This window comes from Flavihumibacter sp., assembly GCF_036676075.1.
Taxonomy (GTDB): Bacteria; Bacteroidota; Bacteroidia; order Chitinophagales; family Chitinophagaceae; genus Flavihumibacter.
In genome coordinates, this window is sequence record NZ_JAKFDQ010000007.1 from 566731 (window position 1) to 592186 (window position 25456).

Below are 25456 nucleotides of genomic sequence, written 5' to 3' on the forward strand. Positions count from 1 at the left end.
GATGCTTTACCCGTAGAAATTACGGGAAAATATCAAAATATGCTAAGTTGCTGTCCGGGTTTACGAAAGGAGTCCGTATCCAATTCCCAGCGATCCTGGTTGAGTCCGTAGAGTTTACTGAAGGTTTTAAATTGCTGGCGGACCATTTCTGCTGCTTTTCCTTCTCCCCGCATACGGGTACCGAAGCGGCTGTCGTTCACCTTTCCACCATGACCGTCTTCTATACTATGCCAGACCTTATCGGCACGATCAGGAAATGTTGTATAGAGCCAGTTATGGAAGATCAGTTTCACGGCACCGTTGAGTCGTACGAAAGTATATCCGGAAAACTTTGCACCAGCTTCAGCGGCGGCTTCCAGTATTGAAGGAAGTTCATGATCATTAAGACCGGGTATCATGGGGCCGAGCATTACACCGGTGCGAACCCCCGCATCACTGAGTTCTTTTATAACACGAAGGCGCTGTTGGGCAGTTGTGGTTCTTGGCTCCATTGCCCGCCGGAGGGATTCATCCATACTGGTAATAGAAACGATGACAGATGCCAGGTTTCGTTCACCCATGGAAGATAGTATGTCTTTATCGCGCAGTACACCGGCGTTCTTTGTTATGATGCCAATTGGTTGGTTGAACTCATTACATACTTCCAGGAGGCGCCTGGTGATACGGTATTTTTTTTCAGCCGGCTGGTAGCAGTCCGTATTACCACTGATGGAGATGGGCTTGCATTCCCAGGAAGGTCGCATCAGGAATTTTCTCAATAACTCCGGAGCATTTTTCTTGACAATGATATTGCGTTCAAAATCCACTCCAGCACTATAACCCCAATACTCATGCGAATTACGGGCATAACAGTAAATGCAGCCATGTTCGCAACCCTGATAGGGATTCATGCTGTAGAACATATTTACATCTGGCGAATCAACCTTATTGACCAGCGCCTTCCCTTCCTGTTCAATATATTTTGTAACAGGATCAGCTTCACTCCAGTCATCAACTGATTCGATATGTTCCCTGCTTGCCGAATGTTTATCAAAACGGTTGGCAGTATTTATTTGCGCACCTCTTCCCTTCATAAAAATATTTTATTTTCCATCCCTCCATCTCTCTATCCCTCCATCTGCCTTCCTTACGCAAACAACATCCCCTGCTTCACCCCTACCGGCATGTCTTTTAATTCCATTCGCTGCAAAATTTGCCAGTGCTGTCCACCTGATTTTCTTTTCAGCAACAGACAGGCATCTACCATGAATTGAGCATTGAAATGGCGATAGGCATATTGCTGCCAGGCTTTCTCATAAATACCCGGAGGCAATTTGGCAGCAATGATCAACTGTTGTTCCTGTGGAAAAAAAGGATTGTGATTGGTATCGGGCCGGAGCAGGTGTTGCATTGATTTCAATTCACGACCACATTGTTGCAAGGCGGATTTACTGGTAACGGGAATATAGATGCTGTGGGTAGGCATACTTTTATAATCTTTCAGGTTCACCGTAAAGGGACGCCATCCCATTACCAGTTGGTGTAGGGAAGATCTCATTTTCTCTTCCAGTAACTGCCGCTGACGAAATTTGACGAGTGGTATCATCACTGCACTGTTACGCGGGACAGGAAGATTGTATTGTTCAGAAAACTGTTGGCGCAATTTGCGGATCCTGTCCTTAATAGTATCAGGAATAGCCAGCACCAACTGGTATTCATAAACCTGGTAGCCGGGCATGCTGAATAATCCATTGTACGGTGCAGCACCATTAACGCCATGCTCATATGTTCTTGTTGCAGTTTGCATGTTGAATCATTTAATCGTTATCGTTATTTGTTTCTTGTCTTTTTAATCCCCTTGGCATTAAGGCAAGCCGGCTGACCAGTCTTATACTGCCCTCACTATCCTGCCTTACAAGTTGCAGTTCTTCCACCTCCATCTCAGCGCGGAATGTTCTGGCGGAGAAATCGAGCAGCATTTCCAGTTCCCGCTCTTCTTTCATGGATCGCATCAGCATGAGACGGGGCGTCCTGTATAATTGAAGTGAGGAGCATTGATTTCCTTTCATAAGTGCGTCGATCACCCTGAGGGAATCGACCAACTGGTGGAACGGGGTTGGATCCTGGATCCTCAGGTACAAGGGGGCGCCAGGCAGACTACCATAATTATTAAGGAGTATGGCAAAGCCCTCCTGCTGTCCGATGATCCGGTGGAGCCATCGGAGAAGGGTATCTTCCATCTCTTCCCTTGCCTTGAATGAAGCCAGTACGAGGCAATCTTCCCCGCCCGTGAAAGCCTCCTCTCCAAATACATTTCGGGCATAATTGGTCTCCTCGATGATTTTTTCCCGGACAGCCTCAGGAGCTATCACCTGGAGCCTGTAATCGGCCATGGACCTGTCTTCATAAACCCGGCGGGAGGTTAATATTTCTGTCATTTTCTTAAAATAAAATCTGTGCAACCAACTTATTTAGCATAAATTTACTAAAGATTTTAGTATTGAAAAATTTATTTTATATGGATTTCGACAACATTTTTACGGCCTCCTACCTGGGCACGAAAACCTTTGACCAGCACCAGGTCCGCAATGCCAATGCGACGGGTTTCGGCGCCGGGGCCGATGATTATTCAGAACGGGGTATTGACCTTAATGAGCAGTTGGTGCGTAACAAGCCGGCCACTTTTTTCCTGCGGGTTCGCGGGGATGCCATGATTGGCGCTGGCATTCATGATGGCGACCTGGTGATCGTGGACAGGTCGGTGAAGCCCCAGAATGGTAAGGTAGTGATCGCCATATTAAATGGAGAGATGTTGATCCGCCGTTTTGAAAAAACCTTCAACAAGATGCGGCTGGTTCCTGAAACCGATAAGCTTGCAGCCATTGATATTGATGCAGGATCGGAAAGCTTTGGCATCTGGGGAGTGGTCACTTATGTGGTGCATTCCCTTTAAAAAAATCCCTATGCTGGCAATACTTGATTGCAATTCCTTTTACTGTTCCTGCGAGCGATTGTTCAGGCCATCCCTGGAGAACTCGCCTGTTGTGGTGCTGAGCAATAATGACGGTTGTGTGATCGCGCGGAGTGATGAGGCTAAAACGCTGGGCATCCCCATGGGTGCTCCTTTTTTTCAACAGCGGGATGCGATGAAGTCCGGATCGGTAGCTGTGTTTTCTTCCAACTATAATTTATATGGCGACCTGAGCATGCGCGTGATGGATACGTTGCGGATGCAGGTTGGAGCAGAAAATGTGGAGGTATATTCGGTGGACGAGGCCTTTCTTCAGCTAGGTGAAGGAACCGGTGAAAGCTTTCGACAGCAAGCGTTTCAATTAAAGGAGATGGTGGAGCAATGGACAGGGATCAGGGTATCTATCGGTGTGGCGCAAACGAAGGTGCTTTGTAAAGTTGCGAACCGCCTTGCGAAGAAAGATAAGCAGGGATCGGGATGTGTGATGGTGCTGGATGACAGGGACGAGATCCGCAGTGCGCTGGAGAGTACTGAAGTGGGAGATATTTGGGGAGTGGGTTACCAGTATGCGGAAAAGCTTCGGCAATGGGGTATCAGCAATGCGTGGAAGCTGAGTTTGATGCCACTGGAATGGGCGAGAAAAAACCTGGGCGGGGTGGTGGGACAAAGACTGATCCGTGAGCTTAATGGAGAGCCATGCATACAAATGAAAGATCCGTTGGAGAATAAAAAAATGATCGGCACTTCGCGAATGTTTGGAAGACCGGTGGAAAATCTTTCTGCCATTCGCGAGGCCGTGGCAACCTATACAGCGAGGGCTGCTGAAAAACTGCGTCGGCAGCAGCATGCGGCGGGTTGGGTGGAAGTTTATGTGGTGGCGGCCTCGGGTGAAAAATTCAGTTATAATCCAAGGAAGTTCAGCAGCAATGCGGTGCTGGCCTCGGCGAGCAGTTCTACCAATGACCTGATCGCGTATACGCTTCCACTGGCGGAGGCCCTCTTTAAAAAGGGCGAGCGCTATCTTAAGGCCGGTGTATTGTTGGGGGGATTGGTACCTGATGAAGCGATTCAGGGGAACCTGTTTTCGGGGGAGGTTGGCAATAAGGGGAAAATGCTGATGCAGGCGCTGGACAATATCAATTTCAGTCAGCGTAATGATATGGTGAAATTTGCGGCTTCAGGAATTGATCGTCCCTGGAAAATGCGGCAGGAGATGCGGAGTCCGCGATACACAACGAGGTGGGATGAGTTGTTTGAAGTGAGGTAAGGGGCCTGGCGGTTAGGTGTCTGACACATGTTCGCAACATGTTCGAACATATGTTCGAACGTTCCCTTAACATGTGTCAGACACCTAAAAGAGTTTGCCCTGGGAACTCTCATGCAGCTTGGGGGGCGAAAGGGCAATACCGGTGGCAGTGGAAAGCGTTTTGGCGGCGAACTGGGAGAAGTCAGGCAATACTGCATCATTTCCGAGATGAAGGAGGAAAACTGCCTGCTGGAGTCCGGCATCATACCATTTGGCGAGGCGGGTTGCCCAGGCCTCGAGGCGGGTATAGTCTGTTGGATGACCCTGGTTTCCCACAAACCGGATCATGGTGGAAGGCAGGGTTAAATGCATATGACAAACATCGCGGCGGCCGGCAACATCTGTTATCACAGCGCCTATATTTATCGTGCGAAGGGTTTCAAAGAACTGTTCTGTGCGGGTTGGTTTGCTGAACCATTCGGGGTGCCTGAGTTCTACCATCCAGTTGAATCCGGTTGGAAGAGAAGAGAGGAATTCAAGCAATTCTACCTGCCTGCCGGGGCCAAATGCTTCTGAGAGCTGGATGAATATCGGTCCCAGGTTGCCATCCCCCCTATCTCTTAGGGCATCCATTGCCGTTGTGAATTCGGAAACCATCGATTCTTTCCCTTTCAGGCTTCCGCGATGGGTGATTCCCTGGTAGAGCTTGGGGCAAAACAGGAAGGGCGAGCGGCCGACAGGGGATGATCCGGCTTCTGCCTGTTGCTGCCACCTGAGCATAGCAACGGCATCATAAAGTTTATAATGAGTGGCATTAAGTTCAATGCAATTAAACTGCGCTGCATAATGCTGAAGGAAATCTGCGGCCTTTGCTTTCTCGGGATATAAATTTCCCAGCCATTCGGGCTGGGTCCAGCGTGTGGCGCCCAGGTAAAGTTTAGGATCGGTGGCTCTCAAGCCGGGGAGTACAGCATCATTTATTGGCGGATCAGCGGGAAGGCTGAGATCGGCCTTATCCAGCATTTCTTCGGGCAGGTGTCCAAACTCCATAATTGTTGTTTACTGCATCAATGCACGCAATTTAGCATTTAAATAGTCGGTAACTTTCCCGCGATACAAAGGGCGAGCTAACTGAGTTGATCATGCGAAGAATATTTTTGTTCATATTGGAGGGACTGCGGTTCGTGTTGCAGTTCCTGTTCCGGAGGCTTGTGATATGGCTGGCCGACAGGTTTTCATCTGCTCCCAGGCAGGACAAGGTGAATCAGGCGCTTAGTGAACTCTACCGGTCAATCATAACCGAACCTGGGAAGAAAGGTCCCCTGGTCCCTTTTCGTCCCGATGAACAACCTGTTATTATTTTCAGTGATCTGCATAAAGGAACCCGCGATGGCGCGGATGACTTTGCCATTTGTGAAGACAATTATCTCGCGGCCCTTACACATTACGACAACAATGGTTATTATTATATCAACCTGGGTGATAGTGAAGAGCTTTGGGAAAACCTTCTACCCAATGTGATCAATTACAACAAGGATAATTTTGCACTTGAAAAAAAATTCGCCGACCGAAATGCTTTTGTCAAAATTTTCGGCAACCATGATCTTTACTGGGACAATGATCCGCTTGCTCCCATGGTATTGAAATCGATTTATGGGAAAGCCCTGAAAGCATCTGCAGGAGCGGTATTGAGGGCAGAACTTCCATATGGCTATATCGATATTTTCTGCACCCATGGTCACCAGGGGGATGCACAGAGTGATGGCAATGTTTTCAGTAAATGGTTCGTTAGTTATATATGGGGGCCCATTCAAAGTTTCCTCGAGATCAGGATCAATATGCCCTCCGGAAATACTACGCTTAAAAACCTGCACAACCTCTATATGTATGAATGGAGTGCTTCCCAGGAAAATGTTATATTGATCACGGGTCATACACACCAGCCGGTATTCAATTCACTCACGCACCTGGAAAGACTTTACCTGGAACTTGAAGACGCACAGGAAAAAAAAGACGAGACACTTATCAAAAAGATCCTTAACGAGATCCCAAGAAGAAGCAGGGAATATGATCATCTGAGCCACTCCTTCAGGAAAATGAAGGCCAGCTATTTCAATTCGGGATGTTGTTGTTATGCAGATGGAAATATCACGGGCATTGAGATCTCAGATGGATACATGCGCCTGGTGAAATGGAGTAAGGTGGAAGGAAAACCTACGCGGATCGTGGCGGAGGAAATTCATTTGGTGGAGCTGTCGAGGAAACAGCTCAGGTAAGAGGTGAGAGGGGAGAGATGGAGGGATGGAGAGATGGAGAGATGGAGAGATGGAGGGCATTATTTGATGAGGGTGTAGAGGATGCGTTTGGCTTCGGGGGTCATTCCTAAGGTGGTGTCCTGCATCCAGTGACGCTTGAAGGCAAGGATGGAGGCAGTGCTGTCTTTGGTATCAAATCCAACTAGGCGGAGTGCCATGATATGGTCAAAGTTTTCAGGTATTATTATTCCGGTGGTATCTCCATGCCATCTCCCGAAACCCTTCTCTGATAAAGCTTTCCAGGGGAATCTCCAGTTTGGATCATTCTTGCGGGTAGGCGCAATATCACCATGGCCGATTATATTTTCAGCCGGAATATTATGTCTTTTTTTCAGCGTATCCAGAACGCGATAGAGACTGATAAGCTGTGCTTCCGGAAAATTTTCGAAACCATTATTGTCGAGTTCAATTCCGATGCTGGAAGAATTCAGGTCGCGGTCATAACCCCAGCTTCCTATACCGGCATGGTGCGCACGCAGATAGTCGTTCAGCATATGGTGAATGGTACCATCCTTACAAATTACATAATGAGCACTCACCTGTGTTCGCGGAAGTGTAAAGGTCCGTAATGTTTGTCCGCAGCTGTCCTGTGCGGTATGATGTATGATGACAAAATTAGGTTTGCGTAATCCGAAGTTAGTAGTGCCAACCCAGCTGTTTGTTGATTGCAATAATGAGTTATCCAGACTATTAGCTGGCGGAAATGTTCTTAACCTTTTTGCAAGTTCCTTAACCTGACGCTTATGCGCTTTATTTGTTTTTGCATATGGGTTGGGACTGCAGGCAAGAAACAATATAAAAACAACGGAAAGGATCGATAATAAAAATTTCAATGGGTGCTGTTTGAGTGAAGGGATAAAAGTAGGGAAATATGGAGAGATGGAGAGATGGAGGGATGGAGGGATGGAGGGATTTGGAGAGATGGAGAGATGGAGAGATGGAGGGATTTGGAGAGATGGAGGGATGGAGGGATGGAGGGAATTCAAATGGTTGTGGTGGCGGGAGAGTTGGCGAGGGCGGACGATTCATGGTTGAGCAACCACTGCTTGCGCCAGATGCCGCCGGCATAACCGGTGAGGGATCCATCAGAGCCTATCACCCGATGGCAGGGTATAATGATGGCAACACGATTCATTCCGTTTGCATTGGCCAGGGCACGCACGGCATCAGGCTTTCCTACAGCGCCGGCCATTTCTTTGTAACTGCGGGTGCCGGCAAAAGGGATGGCGCGTAGTTCATTCCAGACTGCCTGTTGGAAGCTTGTTCCCGGGGTATGAAGTGGCACGGTGAATTCAGTGAGCTTACCGGAAAAATATGCCTGAAGTTCCTTTTCCAGAAGGGGGAAATGAGGGTTTTGTCCCTGTATTATAGTTGCGTTGAAAATGCGGGAAAGATCTTTCAATTCAGTTTCCAGCATTTTACGGTCACTGAATTCGAGCAGGCATATCCCATCTTTTACGGCGCAAGCCAGCATAGTTCCAAGGGGCGTTTCAATTCTTTTGATATCGATCACCTGCTTTTGCCGACTCTCAGAGGGAGCATATCCAAATACTGATTTGAAAGAATCACCGAATCCACTCAATGAATCGTAACCTGCATCAAAGGCAATGCCTGTTACCGGGGCGCCGCTGCTGATCTTTTTGAAAGCAGAATTGATGCGATGCATACGCTGGTACGCGTGAAAAGTTATACCATGATGTTTGAGGAACCAACGTCGAAGGGCGTGGGGTTCCAGTCCCCGCTGCCGGAGGTCATGATCCCGGAATTTTGCAGACGGATCTTCTGAGAGTTTATCGAGAAGATCACGGATCAGTGGTGGTGTTTCATCCGGAAGTTCCATGGGCCGGCAAACTTTACAGGCACGAAATCCATCGCGAATGGCTTCGCTGCTGCTGGTATAAAATACCACGTTCTCCCTTTTTGGTTTACGGGCGGTGCAGGTAGGCCGGCAGAAAATTCCCGTGGTCTTTACAGCGGTATAGAACAGGCCTGTAAATTCAGCATTCTTATCCAGGATCGCCTGGTACATGATATCGTCGGTGAGTTGCATATCTTTTAGAATTATCATGCAAATCTGCTGATTCGGGAAGGGCCTGGCAACCGGAAAATGAACAAGTATTTTTGATGGAGCTCCAGCCTTATTCCCCTCCGGCACTCTCCCCTTCCTGTGGTTCCGAAGATTTTTTTACAAGTTGCAATTTGGTCCTCTGTTTGGGCGCTTCGCCCTCAGTGTGGGCTGGAGCAGGAGAATGCTGGTCATTGATCCCTGCTTCTGAAGGCTTGCGTGTGGACCGGTTATTTGATTGCCGTTGCTGACTCCCATTATGACGGCTACGCGGCTGACCTGACCTATCCTCCTGCCCGGAAGCTGAAGGTTCAGAAGATTGCTCGCCGTTTACGGAGACAGGTTTATCGAGGTGCGGGTGTTGCCTGTTTCCGCTATGGTGCTTATGTTGTTTTCCCGGTGCGCCTGGGTCACGACGGTCTCCCGAGTTACGGCGGTCACCACCGTCACGACGTCCACCATCACGTTTTCCACCACCCCTGCGCACAACATATTCCGGTCCGGTGCCTAAGCTTTCGGGCAATGGCAGCTTTTCAACTTCTTTTCCGAGCAATTGCTCAATACGTGCGAAGCGGCCGATCTCTTTGTCGGTGATAAAGGTGAAGGCCTTACCATCTTTTTCAGCGCGGGCGGTACGTCCGATGCGATGCACATAGTCTTCACCGTCATGTGGCACATCATAATTCACTACAACATCGATGGTATCGATATCAATTCCCCTGCTGAGAACGTCGGTAGCAACCATTACGGGTATACGTCCACTTTTAAATCCCTGGAGCAGCTCTTCACGTTCGCTTTGTTCAAGGTCGGAATGAATTTCGGCAACATTGAATTTAGCGCGTTTGAGGGTTTGCGTTAGTTCCTTAACGGTATGCTTTCGGCTGCAGAATATGATCAGGCTGCGGTGTGGGGTTTCCCGGATGATCTGCATGATCAGCGGGTTTTTCTGTGGTTCGTACACTACATAGGCGCGCTGAACGATCTTCTCGGGGGGTCTTGATATAGCAATATTTACTTCTGCCGGGTCTTTGAGGATCCGCTTCGACAATTGCCGGATCTTATCGGGCATGGTTGCCGAAAACAGCAGGCTCTGGCGGTTGGCAGGAAGGTGTTTCATGATCTTCATGATATCATCATGAAAACCCATATCGAGCATGCGGTCCGCTTCATCCAGCACCAGGTATTGGATCTGGCTGAAATCCACATATCCCATATTGAGGTGTGCGATCAGTTTGCCGGGGGTACAGATCACGAGGTCAACCCCGTTGCGAAGCGCCTGTTTTTCCTGTACAAAGGCGTTACCATCACCCCCTCCATAAATCGCGATGCTGCTTATGGGGGTAAAATATGCGAGACCCTCCACTACCTGGGCGATCTGGACGGCCAGTTCACGGGTAGGCACTATCACTACTGCGCTTGTATGACCCTCGTGGCGATGCTGGATGAGTTTGCTAAGTATAGGCAGAACGAAGGCGGCAGTTTTACCGGTTCCTGTTTGTGCTGAGGCAATAATATCGCGCCCTTCGAGTATTGAGGGCATCACTTGTTCCTGCACGGGAGTTAGGGTAACATATCCCATTGCATCGATCCCTTCCATCAACCCCGGATCTAAGGGTAATTCACTAAAATTCACAAATATTAATCATTTCTATTCCCGTAAAGATAGGCAAAAGCAATTTTGTGTTCTCCATATTAACTTTACCTGGCACTACTACCACAGAAATCACCATATGGTACAAAAAAAACATTTCCCGCTGTTGCTATGGGTCATAGCAATTTTCCTGCATTCATCGGTGGTGCGGGCACAAAATGGCGCGATGGTTTATCTCACCGATTTTGGGTTAAAAGATGGAGCCGTTGCTGCCATGAAGGGGGTTGCCTTTGGGGTATCCCCTAAATTGAAACAGTTCGATCTTACCCATGAGATCCCTCCTTTTAATATATGGGAAGGAGCTTACCGGCTGCAGCAGACCCTCCCCTATTGGCCTGCCGGCACGGTGTTCATAGTGGTTGTGGATCCTGGTGTTGGATCTGACAGGCTACCTGTTGTAGCAAAGACAAAAGCCGGGCATTATATCGTTACCCCGGATAATGGAACGCTAACCCTCGTAGCCGACGGGGTTGGCATAGATTCCCTCCGCCAGATCGATGAAACCATCAACCGGCTTCCGGGTTCCGGCGATTCCTATACATTTCACGGTCGAGACGTGTTTGCCTATACCGCCGCCAGACTGGCTGCGGGCGTTATCCAATTTCAACAGGTAGGTAATGATCTCCCCCCAACACCTAAAAGACTTCCCTACCAAAAGGCCGTGTTGGATGGAGATAAAATAAGGGGCAATATTCCCGTGCTGGATCCACAGTATGGAAATATCTGGACAAATATACCGGTGAGCCTTTTGAAGAACTGGGGAATAAACGATAACGATCGATTAGAAGTGGAAATAAGCGATGGCAAGCGTCTGGTCTATAAGGGGATGGTCCCTTATGGAAATACTTTTTCTGATGTTCCGGAGGGAAAGCCGGTTGCCTATGTAAACAGTCTGCTCAATTTATCATTCGGAATCAATATGGGAAATTTTGCGGCTACACATAAGGTGAGTAGTGGTTCAGGTTGGACGATTTCCATAAGAAAACTTAGGTCCTGAAATTGAGAACCTAATTAGTGCCGGATCGGATCATTCTTTAGGTCCGATCAGGTCCCAGAAATTTCCATAGAGGTCTTCGAACACCACAACTTTACCATATTCTTCTTCTGCAGGTTCGCGTATAAAACGTACACCGCGTTCTGTATACAACTGGTAATCGCGATCAAAATCATCGGTATGAAGGAAGAGGAAAACGCGTCCCCCGGTTTGGTTTCCGACGCGGGATAACTGTGCTTCATTAGCTGCCTTAGCAAGTAATAACCCACAGGAAGATCCCGGCGGCGCAACCCTTACCCAGCGCTTAATGGGAGAGAGTTCTGTGTCTTCTTTTAGTTCGAATCCCAGTACTCGTGTGTAATAATCTATGGCCTTGTCATAGTCATCAACGAGGAGGGAGATTTGGAAGAGGCTTTGCATGTAAGAGGTGGAAACAGGTTAGAGGTAAGAGGTAAGATTTAAAGGTAAGATTTAAAAGGGTTTGAGGAGCCAGTGGCGGGTCCACATATCGCCGGGTGGAAGTCGTTCTACGCCTTCTTTCTCCACAAGTTCTTTATTATGGCTTACGCTATCGGCGATGCCACACCAGGGCTCCAGGCAAACAAAAGGCGCTCCGGGTGCGGCCCAAATTCCGAAGAAAGGAAATCCCTCCCAACGAAAACTGAGTCCATGCGTATGCATGTTTGATTCGATCCTGATCTCTGTATCGGGAATGCCTTTCATCACAAGCGCATCTTCACTGAAAAGAGAACTGCTCAGGGGAAGTCGACCCTGCTCCAGTTCCACTACTGCTGTGGTCTCGCTTATGAGTCCGTCGTTTAATTTGTAACGCAGCAACTGGCTTGATCTGTCAAAAACAAGGAAATGGTCTTCATACCCGGCACTCATTCCCTCCATCTCCATTGGCACCGCAAATGCAGGATGTGCGCCAAGTGAAAACAGGAGATCTGATTCGCCGGTATTACTAACGGTATAGCGACAGGTAAGCTGGTCGTCATCAAGCTGGTAATGCACTTCAAGTTTAAACGGGAATGGATAGTTGATCCGTGTTTCGGCATCATCTTTCAAAGTGAATGTTGCGGCAACGGGTGATAACTGTTCGGCAATGAATGTACGGTCGCGTGCAAAACCATGTCGCGGTAACGTGTATTCATTACCGTTATACATGTATGTATTGTCCTTCAATGTTCCCACAATTGGAAAAAGTATAGGAGAAAACTTCCCCCAAAAATTTGGATCACCGCTCCACAAATGATTGATGCCGGTATGCTTGTTACGCAACTCCTGTAGCTCGGCTCCTTTTGGATGGATCGCTACATATAAATGATCGTTTTCAATAATTATCATGCTGTTAAGATAAAAAATCTGTGCCGTCGGGCACCATTCTTGCATGGTATAAATAATAAAACCACGAATATGAAAAAGATATTACTGACGGCGTTTGCCGCTATGGGCATCCTATTTGCCCGCAGCCAGGATACTACTATGCACAGTTCGCACCATGATAGTTCCAAAATGGCTCAAAAAGAAGCAGCTAAAATGCAGCATGAAAAAGACATGGATGCCATCTATGTTAAAATTGGTCTGGATGATTCCAAGAAGCAGCAGGTAAAGGCGATCAACGATGAGTTTTATGCAAAAGCCAAGTCGCTGAAGAAAGATGAATCACTCGATAAGGATGCCCGTAAAGAGCAGTACAAAACATTATTGAAAGACAGGAATGCAAAGCTGGAAGCTATTCTCGGTGCAGAGAAATGGAAAGAACTGGAGAAGGAAATAAAAGATTATCGCAAGGCGAAAGGTTGGGAAGATGAAGATGATATGATGGAGAAAAAAGACGACAACAAGAAGTACAAAAAAGACAATTAATTATTGGCATAGATATTGGAAATTATAAGAGACTTAAAACAGCAACATGAAAAAATTATTATTGATGATGGCTGCAGCCATTCTTATGTTCACTGCTGAAGCACAGACGGCGAAGAAAAAGCCTACTCAATCTGCTAAAGCAAAGAAGACAACGGCAACTACTAAAGCGAAGCTTGCAAAAGAAAAAGCAGAACAGGAAAGACTTGAAAAAGAAAAGTTGGAGCAGGAAAGAATTGCTGCTGAGCAGGCAGCTGAAGAGGCTCGTGTAGCAAGGGAAAGAGAAGAAGCCGCTCGTATTGAAAGGGAGCGCATTGAGAAAGAGAGAATAGAAAAAGAGAGGATAGAAAAAGAACGCCAGGAAGCAGAGCGTCGTGAAAAAGAGCGTATTGAAAACGAACGTCGCGAGCGCATTGAAAAAGGTCGTGATGAGTTGAATCGTAAAGTTGGTTTAGATGATAACCAGGGCCAGCAGGTTAAGGCAATCAACCAGGAGTTTCATGCAAAAGCGAAAGCGATCCGTGAAAACTCTGCACTTAACGAAGAGCAAAGAAAGGATGAGTTGGCCGACCTTAATGAAGAGCGCCTGGATCGTATCAAGGAAACTGTAGGCAGGTCTAAATCCAAGAAATTGGAGAAAGAGCGCAAGGCTTATCGTTTAACACAGAAAGAAGATACTGACGAAGAGTGGCTGGATGATATCGACGGATATAAGAAAAGCAAGAAGAAAAAAGGATAATTTTTTTACCCGTCTGACGCCTGTCAGGACATATGTCAGACGCGTGTATAGGCCAATGCCTGTGAATACAGGCTGATAGTTTTAACCTGTCTGACGCCTGTCAGGACATACGTCAGACACTAGGGAGCCCGCAATATTGCGGGCTTTTTTTCGTTCAAAATGGTCCTGGTAAAAATTAATTGAATACCAATCATTCAAAATACCCGAAAATGAAAAAACTGGTTTTGTCTATTGTGCTCCTCATATTAACGATTGCTGTTGAGGCACAGAGCAAGAAAGAGATCAAAAGGGAAAAGGCACGTGCCGAAAAAGAGGCAAAGAAAGAATTACGATCTGCTAAGAAGGGAAATGAAGAGGCGCGTACGAACATCGAAGAAAAGTTATACCATAATAAGGAAGAGCTTGAGAAAGAGGAGAAGGAAATGTTCAAACGTGCTGGACTGGAAGAAATGGATTGGCGGATGGTACAGGCCATCAATCGTGAATATCATAGCAAGGCAAACCGGGTGAAGGAAGATGAATCACTGAGCCAGGTGCAGCGTCAGCAACAACTGCAGGAAATGAATCGGGAGCGCCAGGAAAGGATTCTAAGTATTGTGGGAAGTTCAAAAAAAGCCGGCCTCGACAAAGAAGAAAAGACATGGCGTGAATCTCGTGGGTTAGGCGATTGGCATAATGGATATGGCAATGAAAATCCGAAGTGGAAAAACTAGGGGGTAAGGTGTCTGACACATGTTCGCAACATGTTCGAACATCCTCTGAACATGTGTCAGACACCTAAACTCGCAAGCTCTTCGGGCGTGAAGATCCGGGAGCGGGTCAGGAAACGAAGTCCGAGGGGGATTTCGAGGCTGAAGCTGCTACCGCGGCCGGGCGTTACATCGAGGATCAGTTGGGTATGTTTCCAGTATTCGAACTGGTCGGAGCTCATATAGAATCCGCATCCCGCAACTTCACCCAGGCGAACATCGGAGCCACCGAGGCGGAATTCGCCATCGGGGAAACACATGGGTTGCGAGCCATCGCAACAGCCGCCGCTCTGGTGGAACATCAGGGGGCCGTGGACGGCGCGAAGTCGCTCAATTAATTCAACCGCTTTTTCGGTTACCAGCACTCTTTCAACAGACATCTAATTGTTTTTTTGTTATTTAGAAACTGAAATCCAGGCCATCTTACCTGAAAAGGGATACATAGATGTGAGGGATATATAGAGCATCGAGCCCATTGAGGGCCCGATGCTTGTGCCGTCTGCAAAAAAGAGGATCTTTTTACACTGAACCGGTAATTCACCACATTCATTTCTTCATAATCTTTTCACTACCCTCTTTTCAAACCTTGCAACCTATCAGAAAAATCCAAGTTTTTGCTTGCTATAAGAGATCAGCATATTCTTGGTATGGCGATAATGGTTGAGCATCATCTTATGGGTTTCGCGACCGAAGCCTGATTTTTTGTATCCGCCGAATGGTGCGTGCGCAGGATAGGCATGATAGCAGTTCACCCATACCCTTCCGGCCTGTATGGCACGGGGAACCTGGTAGAGTTCATGAGCATCGCGGGTCCAGACGCCGGCACCGAGTCCATACAACGTATCGTTTGCGATCTCGATGGCTTCTTCTACTGTTTTAAAAGTGGTTACGGAAACAACGGGCCCGAAAATTTCTTCCTGGAAAATGCGCATCTTGTTATGTCCGCGGAAAACGGTTGGCTTGATATAGTAGCCGTGTTCGAGTCCACTGTTGATGTGGAATGCCTCACCGCCGCAAAGTAGTTGGGCTCCCTCCTGCTTACCGATATCGATATAGCTGAGCACTTTATTGAATTGGTCTTCGGAGGCCTGGGCGCCCATCATGGTATCATCGGCGAGCGGGTTTCCCATTTTGATGGCCTGAACGCGGCGGAGGACGCGCTCCATGAATTTATCATAGATCTCTTCCTGAACGAGGATGCGTGAGGGACAGGTACAAATTTCCCCCTGGTTGAGGGCGAACATCACGGCACCTTCCACGGCTTTGTCGAAGAAATCATCATCGGCATCGGCTACGGATTTAAAGAAAATATTAGGGCTTTTGCCACCCAGTTCCATGGTAACGGGCACCAGGTTTTCGGCGGCATATTGCATGATGAGCCGGCCAGTTGTGGTTTCGCCGGTGAAGGCAACTTTACTCACTTTGGGATGTGTAGCGAGCGGTTTTCCAGCTTCAACGCCAAAACCTGTAACCACGTTCAATACGCCTGCGGGGAGTTCTGCGCCGATGAGTTCCATAAGCACCATGATGCTGGTAGGCGTTTGTTCGGCGGGTTTCACGATCACACAACAACCGGCAGCCAGGGCGGGTGCGATCTTCCAGGTGGCCATGAGGAGCGGGAAATTCCAGGGGATAATTTGTCCCACCACGCCAATGGGTTCATGAAGATTAAGGCTCACGGTAGTTTCATCGTGTTCGCTGACGGTGCCCTCTTCGCTGCGGATGACGCCGGCGAAATAGCGGAAATGGTCGACCACCAGCGGGAGATCGGCAGCGCGGGTTTCGCGGATTGCTTTTCCGTTATCGATTGTTTCGACGCGGGCGAGGAATTCGAGGTTATCCTCGATGATCTGGGCGATGCGCAACAATATATTGCTGCGTTTGGCGGCAGCGGTTTTGCTCCAGCCCGGGAAGGCCTGCCAGGCGGCTGTTACGGCGAGTTCAATATCGGCAGCATTACCTCTTGCAGCCTGGGTGAAAACTTTGCCATCGATGGGAGAAACGTTATCGAAATATTCGCCACTTGAGGGGGCTACCCAGCGGCCACCGATATAATGGTCGTACCGGTCTTTAAAGGATGGACGGGGCGCTACGTTAGTGGGCGCCATAGCAGTTGCAGTGCTCATATGGAAGCATTTTAATCGTTAGATAATGACTTCAAGTTTTATTCTTTTGAGATCAATTGGTTTCACAATCGTATTTATTAATAGCACGATCGTACCTTCTGTTGGAACTGCATAAGGAGATAGCCGTGAAATTTCGGTAAATTGACTTATAGCCCTTTGGCTGAGGAGAAAGGCCGGGTTGAAACTTTGCTATGCCACAACGCAATTATTTAAATAAGATAGATCTGACACATCCGAAATACCTGCAGACGATGGTTGAGAACCGCCGTGTTTTCAATCTGCAGAATTGCGAGATGAATGTATTTGAAAGTTACCAGCAAGCCTGGCGTGTGCCGCTTACTTTCAGTGATTTTGTGATCACCAGTATGGTTCGTGGTAAGAAGATCATGCATCTTTTTGATGCCCCTGCCTTTGATTACATGCCCGGCGAAACGGTTATTGTTCCCGCCAATGAAACAATGGTTATTGATTTCCCGGAAGCTTCAGTGGAAAATCCCTCGCAATGTATTGCACTTGCAGTTGATGCAGCCTATGTAGACGACACGCTGCAATATCTCAACAGATACTATAACGAGGAGGAGCAACCGCATGATTGGCAGTTGCGTTTCAATAAATATCATTTTGAAAATGATACGGAGGTAACGGATATCATCAACAAACTGATCAGGGTTTGCAGCAGTGGCGACAGGGCGAAGAATATTTATGCCGACCTCAGTCTCAAGGAGCTTTTGATAAGGCTTGTACAGAGCCAGCATCTGCAGCAGGTTAAGATTGAAAGCGAAGACAGGGGCAATCATACGCGGTTACATTATGTGTTACGATATATCAATGAACATCTTACGGATCATATTTCGATGGATGTATTATGCAGAAAGGCATACCTGAGCCGCAATGTTTTTTTTAGATGGTTCCGGCAGCAGTTTGGTGTAACCCCGCTTGAATATATCAACCGCGAAAGGATAAGGCTTGCCAAGCAATTGCTTGCCGATGAGCGGAATTCAATCACAGCGGTGTCGCAACTCTGCGGGTTTTCCGATGTGAATTATTTTGTGCGATTATTCAAGAAATCAGAGGGAATAACGCCTGGGGCTTACCAGGGATGTATGGTGAGATGATAGGCAGTACGGGGAGGTGTCTGACACATGTTAAGGGGATGTTCGAACATGTGTTCGGAAATGGCGGGATGGTGCAAGTTTCAGCAATATGAATATGAGAATAAAATGCCTGAAGGCAACAGCTGTAATTGCGTTTATGGCTAACGGAATGCTATATGCGCAGGTGAAGGTAAAGGTTGATGAAGCAGTGGGAAAAACATGGCAGATTCAAAATGTTTTGGTGCTGGATGGAACGGGTGGTGTGGCAAAAAAAACGGACCTGCGGATAAGCGGGAAGATGATAGTAGCCGTTGGGAAACTCAAAACTATTTCGGGTGAAAAGATCATAGATGGCGGAGGCAAAATGCTGGTGCCGGGATTTATAGATACACATAGTCACCTTGAGGGATCGTTTGCTGATAATCCGGCTGTTCTTGCAGCAGTTAACCAGGGTGTTACTACGATTATAGTGGGGCAGGATGGTTATGCGAGCTGGATCGACAGCCTGGAAAAAAGATTAATCCGGAGCCCCGTAGCGGTTAATGTTGCCAGTTATACCGGTCATACCACATTACGCGAAAAAGTGCTTGGTGAAAATAATCTGGGCAGGGCCGCTACGGATGGTGAGATTGAAGAGATGCAAAGATTGTTGGCGGAAGAGATCGGTAAGGGATCATTGGGATTGTCTACCGGTCTTGAATATGCGGGCGCTTATTTTTCTTCTTACAATGAGGTACTGGCGTTGGCCAGGACGGCATCGGCGGCGAAGGGCCGTTATATAAGTCACCTGCGCAGTGAAGATATCGGGCTGAATGCCGCCCTTGATGAGATCATACGGATCGGTAAGGAGGCCCGCTTACCTGTACAGATATCCCACCTGAAAATCGCTCTTCGGGATGACTGGAAAACTGCACCCTTATTACTTGCGAAACTGGATTCTGCCAGGAAGGAAGGAATAGATATCACGGCAGATTGTTATCCTTATGATTTCTGGCGGAGCACTTTGAAAGTATTGTTTCCGAAAACAGATTATGACAATCTGAGCAGTGCTGAATTTGCAGTGAATCATAGTTTTGATCCATCCGAATCGGTGATTGTTGCCTTCAAACCAGAGCCATCTTACAAAGGGATGACCCTTTCCGAAATTGCAAAGAAGCGTGGTAAAACGGAAGCGCTGACACTTATGGAACTGATTGCGGAAGCAGATGAATACCGCCGGCAAAACCCTGACAGCAGTGGCATTGAAGGCATCATGGGAAAATCGATGACCGATTCAGACGTTGTTGATCTACTTAACTGGGCACATACCAATATTTGTTCTGATGGATCGGATGGGGGCCACCCCCGCGGGTATGGATCCTTTACCCGTATACTGGGCCATTATGTTCGGGAGAAAAAATCAATGCGGCTGGAAAATGCCATTCATAAGATGACGGCATTAGCGGCGCGGCACATGGGCATCAGGGATCGCGGCATGATTGCTCCCGGATATTATGCTGACCTCGTGTTGTTCGATCCCATGATGGTGAAGGACAACGCTACCATTAAGAGCCCCAAAGCATTGTCGGATGGCATTCTTCGGGTATGGGTGAACGGTGAGGAAGTTTATACATCGGGTAACGCTACAGGCAAATTTCCGGGTATCTTCATAAAAAAATAATGCAGATGGAAAAACCGGGGGCTATCATCCTTACTAATGGCATTTTACTTCATTCAGATGCAAAAACCGCACACGGATTGATACGTGGTACTGAACGTTTCAGGATCGTTGGGGTTATTGATGAAGTATATGCGGTTAATGATGCAGGTGAACTTCTTGATGGAAGGCATCGTAATATACCCGTGTATAGAACAATAGAAGAAGCTGCAAATTCGGTTGCTGATATTCGTTATTGCATAATTGGTATAGCTACTATTGGTGGTATACTGCCGGAAGGTTTTATCCCGCTTATTGAAACGGCCATCCGTCGTGGAATGCATATTGTTAATGGTCTGCATGATTTTTTGGGCGACAGGCACAGGCTGGTGAGTCTGGCTGTCGATAATGGGGTAGATCTCATTGATATAAGGAGGCCTAAGCAGCGCGCTGATCTTCATTTCTGGACGGGGAAGATATATGATGTGAAAGCGAAAATAGTGGCGGTGCTGGGCATGGATTGTGCTATGGGGAAACGAACAACCTGCCGGATGATAAGAGAGGCCTGTACGGCCAGTGGTATTCATGCGGAGATGATCTATACCGGGCAAACGGGATGGCTTCAGGGTGGAAGGTTTGGATTCATTTTTGATTCCACGCTGAATGATTTCATCTCCGGTGAAGTGGAGCACAGCATTGTAAGTTGTAGTGAAGAAACAGGAGCGGAAATTATATTACTGGAGGGGCAATCGGCCTTGCGGAATCCAAGTGGTCCGGCGGGCTCTGAATTTCTTGTTTCAGGAAATGCTAAGTATACCGTGCTTGTATATGCGCCAAAAAGAAAGCATTATGAACATCTTCCTGAGTGGGGTGCTATCCCTTCAATAGAATCAGAGATTGAATTGATTGGCTTGTATGGATCAGCAGTTATTGCGGTGGCTCTTAATACGGAGGATTGTTCCGACGAAGAAGCTTATTCTTACCAGCAGGAACTTTCTTCAAGGCTTGATCTGCCGGTTTTATTACCCTTACAGCAAGGGGTAGACGAAATCATTGATGTGTTCAGATCAATTTTACAATCGAGCTAACATGAAGATTCGTGCCGCACGTTGCTGGATGGAAAAGCTTCCCCTCAAGAGGCCCTATACCATTGCTTATATGACCACGTCTGATACGGAAATTGTTTTTCTGGAATTGGAACTTGAAAACGGGATCCGTGGATTGGGAGCGGCGAATCCTTTTGAGGAGGTGGTTGGGGAAACACCATCTGATACACTTCTTCATCTGCAATCAGGATTTATCAATGGATTGGCTGGCCGCGACATACGGGATTTCAACAAAATCATTGATGAGGCTTATAAAAACTTTCCCAATCTACCGGGCACTGTTGCTGCCATAGATATTGCGGTTCATGATGCCTTTGGAAAATTCATGGGTATATCGGTGTTGGATTATTATGGACAGCAAATTGCTCCGCTGGAAACTTCGGTCACCATTGGCATTAAGGGTGTGCAGGAAACGCTTGCCGAGGCTATGGAATATTACAAGATGGGATTTCGCGTACTCAAAGTTAAAATGGGACTGGATGTTGGGGAAGATATTGAACGGGTTACAAAGATCCGCGAGGCACTGGGCGAGCATATCGTGTTGCAGGTAGATGCTAACCAGGGCTATAGTTTAGAGGAGTTAAAGATTTTTTTGGATTCCACTGCTGGCATACAGATAGAGGTGATCGAGCAACCATTAATGGCGGGAAAGGAAATGCAATTGCGGTTATTACCTGAATTTGTCCGGAAGATATTGGTTGCTGATGAATCGTTATGTGGTGTGGAAGATGCTATTGAATTATGCAGGGAACCGAAGGCATTCGGTGTCTTCAATATTAAGCTGATGAAATGCGGTGGGATCAGGGCTGCAAGAGAAATCGGCATGCTGGCAAAACAGGCAGGTATCGATCTTTTTTGGGGATGCAATGACGAAAGCATGGTAAGTATTACTGCTGCTTTGCACGCAGCCATGAGTTGTTCAAATACCCGCTACCTCGATCTTGATGGAAGTTTTGATTTGAGTCGGGATTTGGTGGAGGGCGGATTTCTGGTGAAAGATGGATTTCTGCTTCCGACAGACAAGCCCGGGCTAGGTATCTGACACATGTTAAGAGGATGTTCGAACATATGTTCTAACGTCTCACGAACATGTGTCAGACACCTATCCTGGTAGTTTCAGGATCAGTTTTGCGAAACGTTTCAGGTCTGCGAGTTCGGCGGGACTGAGTTTCTCGTTATTATCGAATTTGTTTTTAATAAACAGCACTTGCTTGTGTTGCGGAAATTTTGCAAGAATGGCCTCGATGAGGGCGCCAGTTGCCTCGTCCTTTTCAAACATCGGCTTGGGAGCAGGCTTTTCCGACTTAATACGGGTGGGCATTCTTTGGATCAATGCTTCCAGGGCAGCGAGTTTTCCGGGCGGGAGGTCTTCAATTTTTGAGGCCTTTCCATAAAGTCCCTGTAGTTGTTTGCGGCTCAGGCTACCACGGCTGATGTATTGTTTATAGAGGCTGATAATGAATGAAGAAACAGGGAAAGCCATAATGCAGGCTTCCAGCACTTCGTTTACTATATCAATTCCTTGTTTGTTGTTTTCCATGGTATGATCCATCTGACGCCTGTCGTGACAGGCGTCAGATGGGTATTGTTATTTGTGAGGCATCATCACCCGATCGATGCCGGCCTTGCGGCAGAGGGCATTGAGCGCGGGAATATCGATGGTGCTGATCTCTTCGTATTTTTTGCGAAGGGGTTGCCATGTGGCGTCAAGTGTTGCGAACTGTTCTTTCTGGCCATTGGTGACATGGGGCATATTGTTATCCATCTCGCCTTTCAGGAAGAAATAGTCTGCACTGAGTTTGTTGACAAAATTGATGATATCGTCATAGCTCTGGGTTCTGTTCTGCACAAGTTCCTCTTCCCACTTGTCCATTTTTTCCTGCAGGGCCAATGCGGTTACGGTAACTTCTGCATACTTAGGAGCGCCATCGATCCATTTCAGGAGCGAGCTCACCTGTTCTTTCGCCACACGAATATTCAGAACGGAGCTGTGAAGATCACGAAGACCATCTTCCACTTTTGTGAGCCACTCATGTTGTTCCTGGTAATCGGCAGGAGAGGCTTCAAAGCGAGGGTCAGCCAACAGTTCGAAATTATGCGTGTACTCCTGGCTGTTAGTTGATCCTTTAGGTTGCATTTTCAGGATGGCACGGTATTTTCCGGGAGGAGCTCTATGACCTCTCCAGCTGCCCTCAATATATGCAGTAGGCACTCCCGGGTAGGAAGGATAGCGCAGATCCCATACGAAACGATTTAAGGCAGTCTTCCGCGGTAGCAGTGGGTCGGGAGATGGGCCACCTGCAAAGCTGACAAACTTCTTATCGGCGGTATCAACATAACGGCGAACAGTAAGGCCTTTTTCATCCTGGATTTCGAGGCTTATCCGTGCACTATCCGATTTCGCGGGGAGTTGATAATAAAATACTGCTCCGGTTGGAGCATTCACTCCGCCCCCAACAGCAGTGAGCGGTTTCGCATCATCGTGAGCAGACGGACTATTGAGACTACTTCCACCGCTGAGGCGATATACCTGCGCGGGACCATAAAGGGCCGCGCGGGTTGAATCCAATAATGCAGTGCGATTGCGAACCATGTAGAGGTCGTCGAGAATCCAGAATGAGCGGCCCATGGTGGAAGCGATCAGGTTATCCTTGTGCAGTTTCAGGTCGGTAACCGGGGTGATGGGAAGTCCTAGCTGCAGTTTCGACCAGCCCTGACCGTTATCCCACGAAATATAGAGTCCGGTTTCTGTTCCTGCATAGAGTAATCCTGGTACCTTATCATCCTCCCTTATCACTCGTGTATAAGCGCCAACGGGAATGCCATTGTTTATGCGTAACCAGGTTTTCCCATAATCATTACTGCGATATAACATCGGGGTGAGGTCATTCATTTTATAGCGTGTGCATGCGATATAAACTGTTGATTTATCATGGGGCGACACTTCTATGCTGTTGACAAGCGCTTCGGGCATTCCCGTGGGAGTAATATTCGTCCATGTGTTACCGTTATCACGTGTTACATGCACCAGTCCGTCGTCGGATCCTGAATAGAAAACACCTTTTTCATGGGGAGATTCGATGAGGTAAGAAATGGTTGCATAGTTTTCGCCACCTGCTCCCTCATTGGTGTAGGGTCTTCCGCCCTTACCGAGTTTGCTTGAATCGTGACGGGTGAGATCGGGAGAGAAAACTGTCCAGCTTTTACCCATGTCAGTAGTTTTGAATACGCGGTTACCGGCATGGTAAAATGCGCGTTCGCGTTTGCTATATATCACGGGTGCATTCCAGTTAAAACGGTAGCGCATGTTTTTAGCTTCGAGGCTTTGGTATTGAAGGGGAACTACCATTACGCCCTTCCCTTCTTTCGCTTGCTGATCTACAAGTTCAATGGTTCCCTGGTAGCTGCCTCCCATCACGTAACGTGGACTATCGGGGTCAAAAGCCAGGAATGCGCTTTCACCTCCGGCGCTATAGAACCAGTTGCGCTCTGTTATTTCACCGCCCCAGGTATTTCTGCTCTCAATTAATAAAGAAGTGTTATCCTGTTGCCCGGCATAGACCTGGTAGGGAAAAAGATTATCGGCATTGATGCGATACAATTGTGCAGTGGGTTGATTGTTGAGCGAGCTCCAGGTTTTACCTCCATTGAAACTTATGGAAGCGCCTCCATCATCGGCCATCACCATATTGGAAGGGTTGGAAGGATTGATCCAGAGTTGGTGGTAATCGCCGTGTGCGGTACTAAGGTTGTTCCATGTAGCGCCACCATCGATGCTTTTGACCCATTCGGCCCCGAGTACATGCACAACATTTTCATTTTGCGGATCTACTGCCAGTTCAATATAATACCATGCGCGAGTTGTAAGCCGGTGGTCCTTACTGATACGGTTAAACGAAGCACCTGCATCATTACTAACAAACAATCCCCCCTGCTCTTTATAGGTATCGCTTTCAACCAGCGCATATACTTTATCGGGATTGGAGCGGGATACTTCTATGGCCATCTTTCCCTTTTCAGCGGGTAGGCCCTGTTCCAGTTTTTGCCAGCTCAGGCCACCGTCGGTGCTCTTGAAAAGACCACTTCCTGGTCCCCCGCTTTTAACTTCCCAGGGGAGGCGGTGATGTTCCCACATGGCGGCATATAGGATCCGCGGGTTGTTGTGGTCCATGCTGAGGTCTGAACATCCCGTGCTGTCATTTACAAAAAGAATATTCTTCCAGGTGCTGCCACCGTCGGTAGATTGGTAGATACCGCGTTCAGGGGACGGACCGTTGAGGGCGCCTTGAACGGCAACATAAATATGGTCGGGGTTTTTGGGATGGATACGGATTGCAGAGATCTGGCGGCTGCTTTTCAATCCAACATGTTTCCATGTTTTGCCTGCGTCGGTACTCTTATAAACACCATCACCATAGGAGGTCATTACGCCGCGGGGAGCGTGTTCGCCCATGCCAACAAATACAACGTTTGGATCCGATTCAGCTACTGCAACGGCCCCTACGGAGCCGGTATTGAAAAAGCCGTCGGAGATATTATTCCAACTGATACCAGCGTCGGTTGTTTTCCAGACACCGCCACCGGTTGTTCCCATGTAGTATGTTTTATCATCGCCGGGGATACCCGTTGCCGTTACAGAGCGGCCACCGCGGAGGGGACCGATATTCCGGAACTTGACAGTTCTGAAAGCGTGAGCGAGCGAGGAATCGGGTGTGGACTGCAGGGTCGGTGTTTTGGCGGTGTTGCGTTTTTTCGATTGTGCAAAACCGGTAGAGGCAATGGCAAAAAGAAGTAGTAAAAGGGAAATGTGTTTCATGCATGTTAGTTTGAACTCGTCTGACGTATGTCGCGACAGGTATTAGTGGTCTGTCGCGACAATTGGTTAATACCCATCTGACGCCTGTCCTGACAGGCGTCAG

The 25456-nt window shown here is 47.7% G+C and carries 24 protein-coding genes; 11 read left to right on the forward strand and 13 right to left on the reverse strand.

The features are described 5' to 3' along the window. Window positions 1-32: 32 nt before the first annotated feature. The 3 genes from V6M43_RS05260 to V6M43_RS05270 are packed head-to-tail and all read right to left on the reverse strand — an operon-like array spanning window position 33 to window position 2417. Window positions 33-1073, reverse strand: coding sequence for a PA0069 family radical SAM protein (locus tag V6M43_RS05260; RefSeq protein ID WP_332733049.1), 1041 nt, complete (start codon window positions 1071-1073; stop codon window positions 33-35). 53 nt (window positions 1074-1126) lie between these two features. Continuing rightward, window positions 1127-1786 (reverse strand): 2'-5' RNA ligase family protein, encoded by a 660-nt coding sequence (locus V6M43_RS05265; protein WP_332733051.1) that lies wholly within the window; start codon window positions 1784-1786, stop codon window positions 1127-1129. 10 nt (window positions 1787-1796) lie between these two features. Then, window positions 1797-2417, reverse strand: a complete 621-nt coding sequence (locus V6M43_RS05270) for a hypothetical protein (protein ID WP_332733053.1) — start codon at window positions 2415-2417, stop codon at window positions 1797-1799. Between the two features lie 80 nt (window positions 2418-2497). Between V6M43_RS05270 and V6M43_RS05275 the strand changes: the two genes are divergently transcribed. Both V6M43_RS05275 and V6M43_RS05280 read left to right on the forward strand, forming a co-directional pair. After that, entirely contained in the window at window positions 2498-2932 is a 435-nt protein-coding gene (locus V6M43_RS05275) for a LexA family protein (protein WP_332733055.1), read from the forward strand. A 10-nt stretch (window positions 2933-2942) separates the two neighbouring features. Next, window positions 2943-4217, forward strand: a complete 1275-nt coding sequence (locus tag V6M43_RS05280; protein WP_332733057.1) for a Y-family DNA polymerase — start codon at window positions 2943-2945, stop codon at window positions 4215-4217. Window positions 4218-4301: 84 nt separating this feature from the next. Here the strand turns inward: V6M43_RS05280 and V6M43_RS05285 are convergent, their stop codons facing one another. Beyond that, window positions 4302-5246, reverse strand: a complete 945-nt coding sequence (locus tag V6M43_RS05285) for a DUF72 domain-containing protein (protein WP_332733059.1) — start codon at window positions 5244-5246, stop codon at window positions 4302-4304. A 92-nt stretch (window positions 5247-5338) separates the two neighbouring features. On the opposite strand from V6M43_RS05285, the gene V6M43_RS05290 reads away from it, so the two are divergent. Continuing rightward, window positions 5339-6472 carry a metallophosphoesterase gene (locus V6M43_RS05290; RefSeq protein ID WP_332733061.1) on the forward strand — a complete coding sequence of 378 codons (1134 nt, stop codon included), beginning with the start codon at window positions 5339-5341 and terminating at the stop codon, window positions 6470-6472. Window positions 6473-6531: 59 nt separating this feature from the next. Here the strand turns inward: V6M43_RS05290 and V6M43_RS05295 are convergent, their stop codons facing one another. The 3 genes from V6M43_RS05295 to V6M43_RS05305 form a co-directional block, all read right to left on the reverse strand. Beyond that, the gene (locus V6M43_RS05295) at window positions 6532-7497 is read right to left on the reverse strand and encodes an N-acetylmuramoyl-L-alanine amidase (protein WP_332733063.1); all 966 of its coding nucleotides are present in this window, start codon (window positions 7495-7497) and stop codon (window positions 6532-6534) included. Further along, window positions 7494-8579, reverse strand: coding sequence for a bifunctional transcriptional activator/DNA repair enzyme AdaA (locus tag V6M43_RS05300; protein WP_332733065.1), 1086 nt, complete (start codon window positions 8577-8579; stop codon window positions 7494-7496). The genes V6M43_RS05295 and V6M43_RS05300 overlap by 4 nt, the downstream gene beginning before the upstream one ends. A gap of 70 nt (window positions 8580-8649) precedes the next feature. Next, window positions 8650-10173: a DEAD/DEAH box helicase gene (locus V6M43_RS05305; RefSeq protein ID WP_332733067.1), complete on the reverse strand. Its 1524-nt coding sequence runs from the start codon at window positions 10171-10173 to the stop codon at window positions 8650-8652. Window positions 10174-10306: 133 nt separating this feature from the next. Here V6M43_RS05305 and V6M43_RS05310 point away from each other — a divergent pair, with 133 nt between their 5' ends. After that, window positions 10307-11224 carry an SAM hydrolase/SAM-dependent halogenase family protein gene (locus V6M43_RS05310; protein WP_332733069.1) on the forward strand — a complete coding sequence of 306 codons (918 nt, stop codon included), beginning with the start codon at window positions 10307-10309 and terminating at the stop codon, window positions 11222-11224. 30 nt (window positions 11225-11254) lie between these two features. Here V6M43_RS05310 and V6M43_RS05315 read toward each other — a convergent pair whose 3' ends face one another. Continuing rightward, window positions 11255-11641 (reverse strand): VOC family protein, encoded by a 387-nt coding sequence (locus tag V6M43_RS05315; RefSeq protein WP_332733071.1) that lies wholly within the window; start codon window positions 11639-11641, stop codon window positions 11255-11257. A 51-nt stretch (window positions 11642-11692) separates the two neighbouring features. Next, a complete protein-coding gene (locus V6M43_RS05320) occupies window positions 11693-12568 on the reverse strand; it encodes an aldose 1-epimerase family protein (protein WP_332733073.1) in 876 nt (291 codons plus the stop codon). 69 nt (window positions 12569-12637) lie between these two features. Here V6M43_RS05320 and V6M43_RS05325 point away from each other — a divergent pair, with 69 nt between their 5' ends. The 3 genes from V6M43_RS05325 (at window position 12638) to V6M43_RS05335 (ending at window position 14539) form a co-directional block, all read left to right on the forward strand. Beyond that, a complete protein-coding gene (locus V6M43_RS05325) occupies window positions 12638-13090 on the forward strand; it encodes a hypothetical protein (RefSeq protein ID WP_332733075.1) in 453 nt (150 codons plus the stop codon). A gap of 46 nt (window positions 13091-13136) precedes the next feature. Then, on the forward strand, window positions 13137-13826 hold the full coding sequence (locus tag V6M43_RS05330) for a hypothetical protein (protein ID WP_332733077.1): 690 nt from the start codon (window positions 13137-13139) through the stop codon (window positions 13824-13826). Between the two features lie 209 nt (window positions 13827-14035). Beyond that, on the forward strand, window positions 14036-14539 hold the full coding sequence (locus V6M43_RS05335; RefSeq protein ID WP_332733079.1) for a hypothetical protein: 504 nt from the start codon (window positions 14036-14038) through the stop codon (window positions 14537-14539). A 56-nt stretch (window positions 14540-14595) separates the two neighbouring features. Here the strand turns inward: V6M43_RS05335 and V6M43_RS05340 are convergent, their stop codons facing one another. Both V6M43_RS05340 and V6M43_RS05345 read right to left on the reverse strand, forming a co-directional pair. Then, on the reverse strand, window positions 14596-14955 hold the full coding sequence (locus V6M43_RS05340; RefSeq protein WP_332733081.1) for a DUF779 domain-containing protein: 360 nt from the start codon (window positions 14953-14955) through the stop codon (window positions 14596-14598). A gap of 216 nt (window positions 14956-15171) precedes the next feature. After that, a complete protein-coding gene (locus V6M43_RS05345; protein WP_332733083.1) occupies window positions 15172-16701 on the reverse strand; it encodes an aldehyde dehydrogenase family protein in 1530 nt (509 codons plus the stop codon). A 191-nt stretch (window positions 16702-16892) separates the two neighbouring features. Here V6M43_RS05345 and V6M43_RS05350 point away from each other — a divergent pair, with 191 nt between their 5' ends. The 4 genes from V6M43_RS05350 (at window position 16893) to V6M43_RS05365 (ending at window position 21579) form a co-directional block, all read left to right on the forward strand. Beyond that, window positions 16893-17816 carry an AraC family transcriptional regulator gene (locus V6M43_RS05350; RefSeq protein ID WP_332733084.1) on the forward strand — a complete coding sequence of 308 codons (924 nt, stop codon included), beginning with the start codon at window positions 16893-16895 and terminating at the stop codon, window positions 17814-17816. Window positions 17817-17904: 88 nt separating this feature from the next. After that, on the forward strand, window positions 17905-19455 hold the full coding sequence (locus V6M43_RS05355; RefSeq protein ID WP_332733085.1) for an N-acyl-D-amino-acid deacylase family protein: 1551 nt from the start codon (window positions 17905-17907) through the stop codon (window positions 19453-19455). A gap of 5 nt (window positions 19456-19460) precedes the next feature. Then, complete coding sequence (locus V6M43_RS05360) at window positions 19461-20519, forward strand: DUF1611 domain-containing protein (RefSeq protein ID WP_332733086.1); 1059 nt, start codon at window positions 19461-19463, stop codon at window positions 20517-20519. A gap of 1 nt (window position 20520) precedes the next feature. Next, window positions 20521-21579 carry a mandelate racemase/muconate lactonizing enzyme family protein gene (locus V6M43_RS05365; RefSeq protein WP_332733087.1) on the forward strand — a complete coding sequence of 353 codons (1059 nt, stop codon included), beginning with the start codon at window positions 20521-20523 and terminating at the stop codon, window positions 21577-21579. 60 nt (window positions 21580-21639) lie between these two features. Here V6M43_RS05365 and V6M43_RS05370 read toward each other — a convergent pair whose 3' ends face one another. Then, window positions 21640-22077, reverse strand: a complete 438-nt coding sequence (locus V6M43_RS05370; RefSeq protein ID WP_332733088.1) for a hypothetical protein — start codon at window positions 22075-22077, stop codon at window positions 21640-21642. A gap of 48 nt (window positions 22078-22125) precedes the next feature. Next, entirely contained in the window at window positions 22126-25353 is a 3228-nt protein-coding gene (locus V6M43_RS05375) for a WD40/YVTN/BNR-like repeat-containing protein (protein WP_332733089.1), read from the reverse strand. Window positions 25354-25456 lie beyond the last annotated feature (103 nt).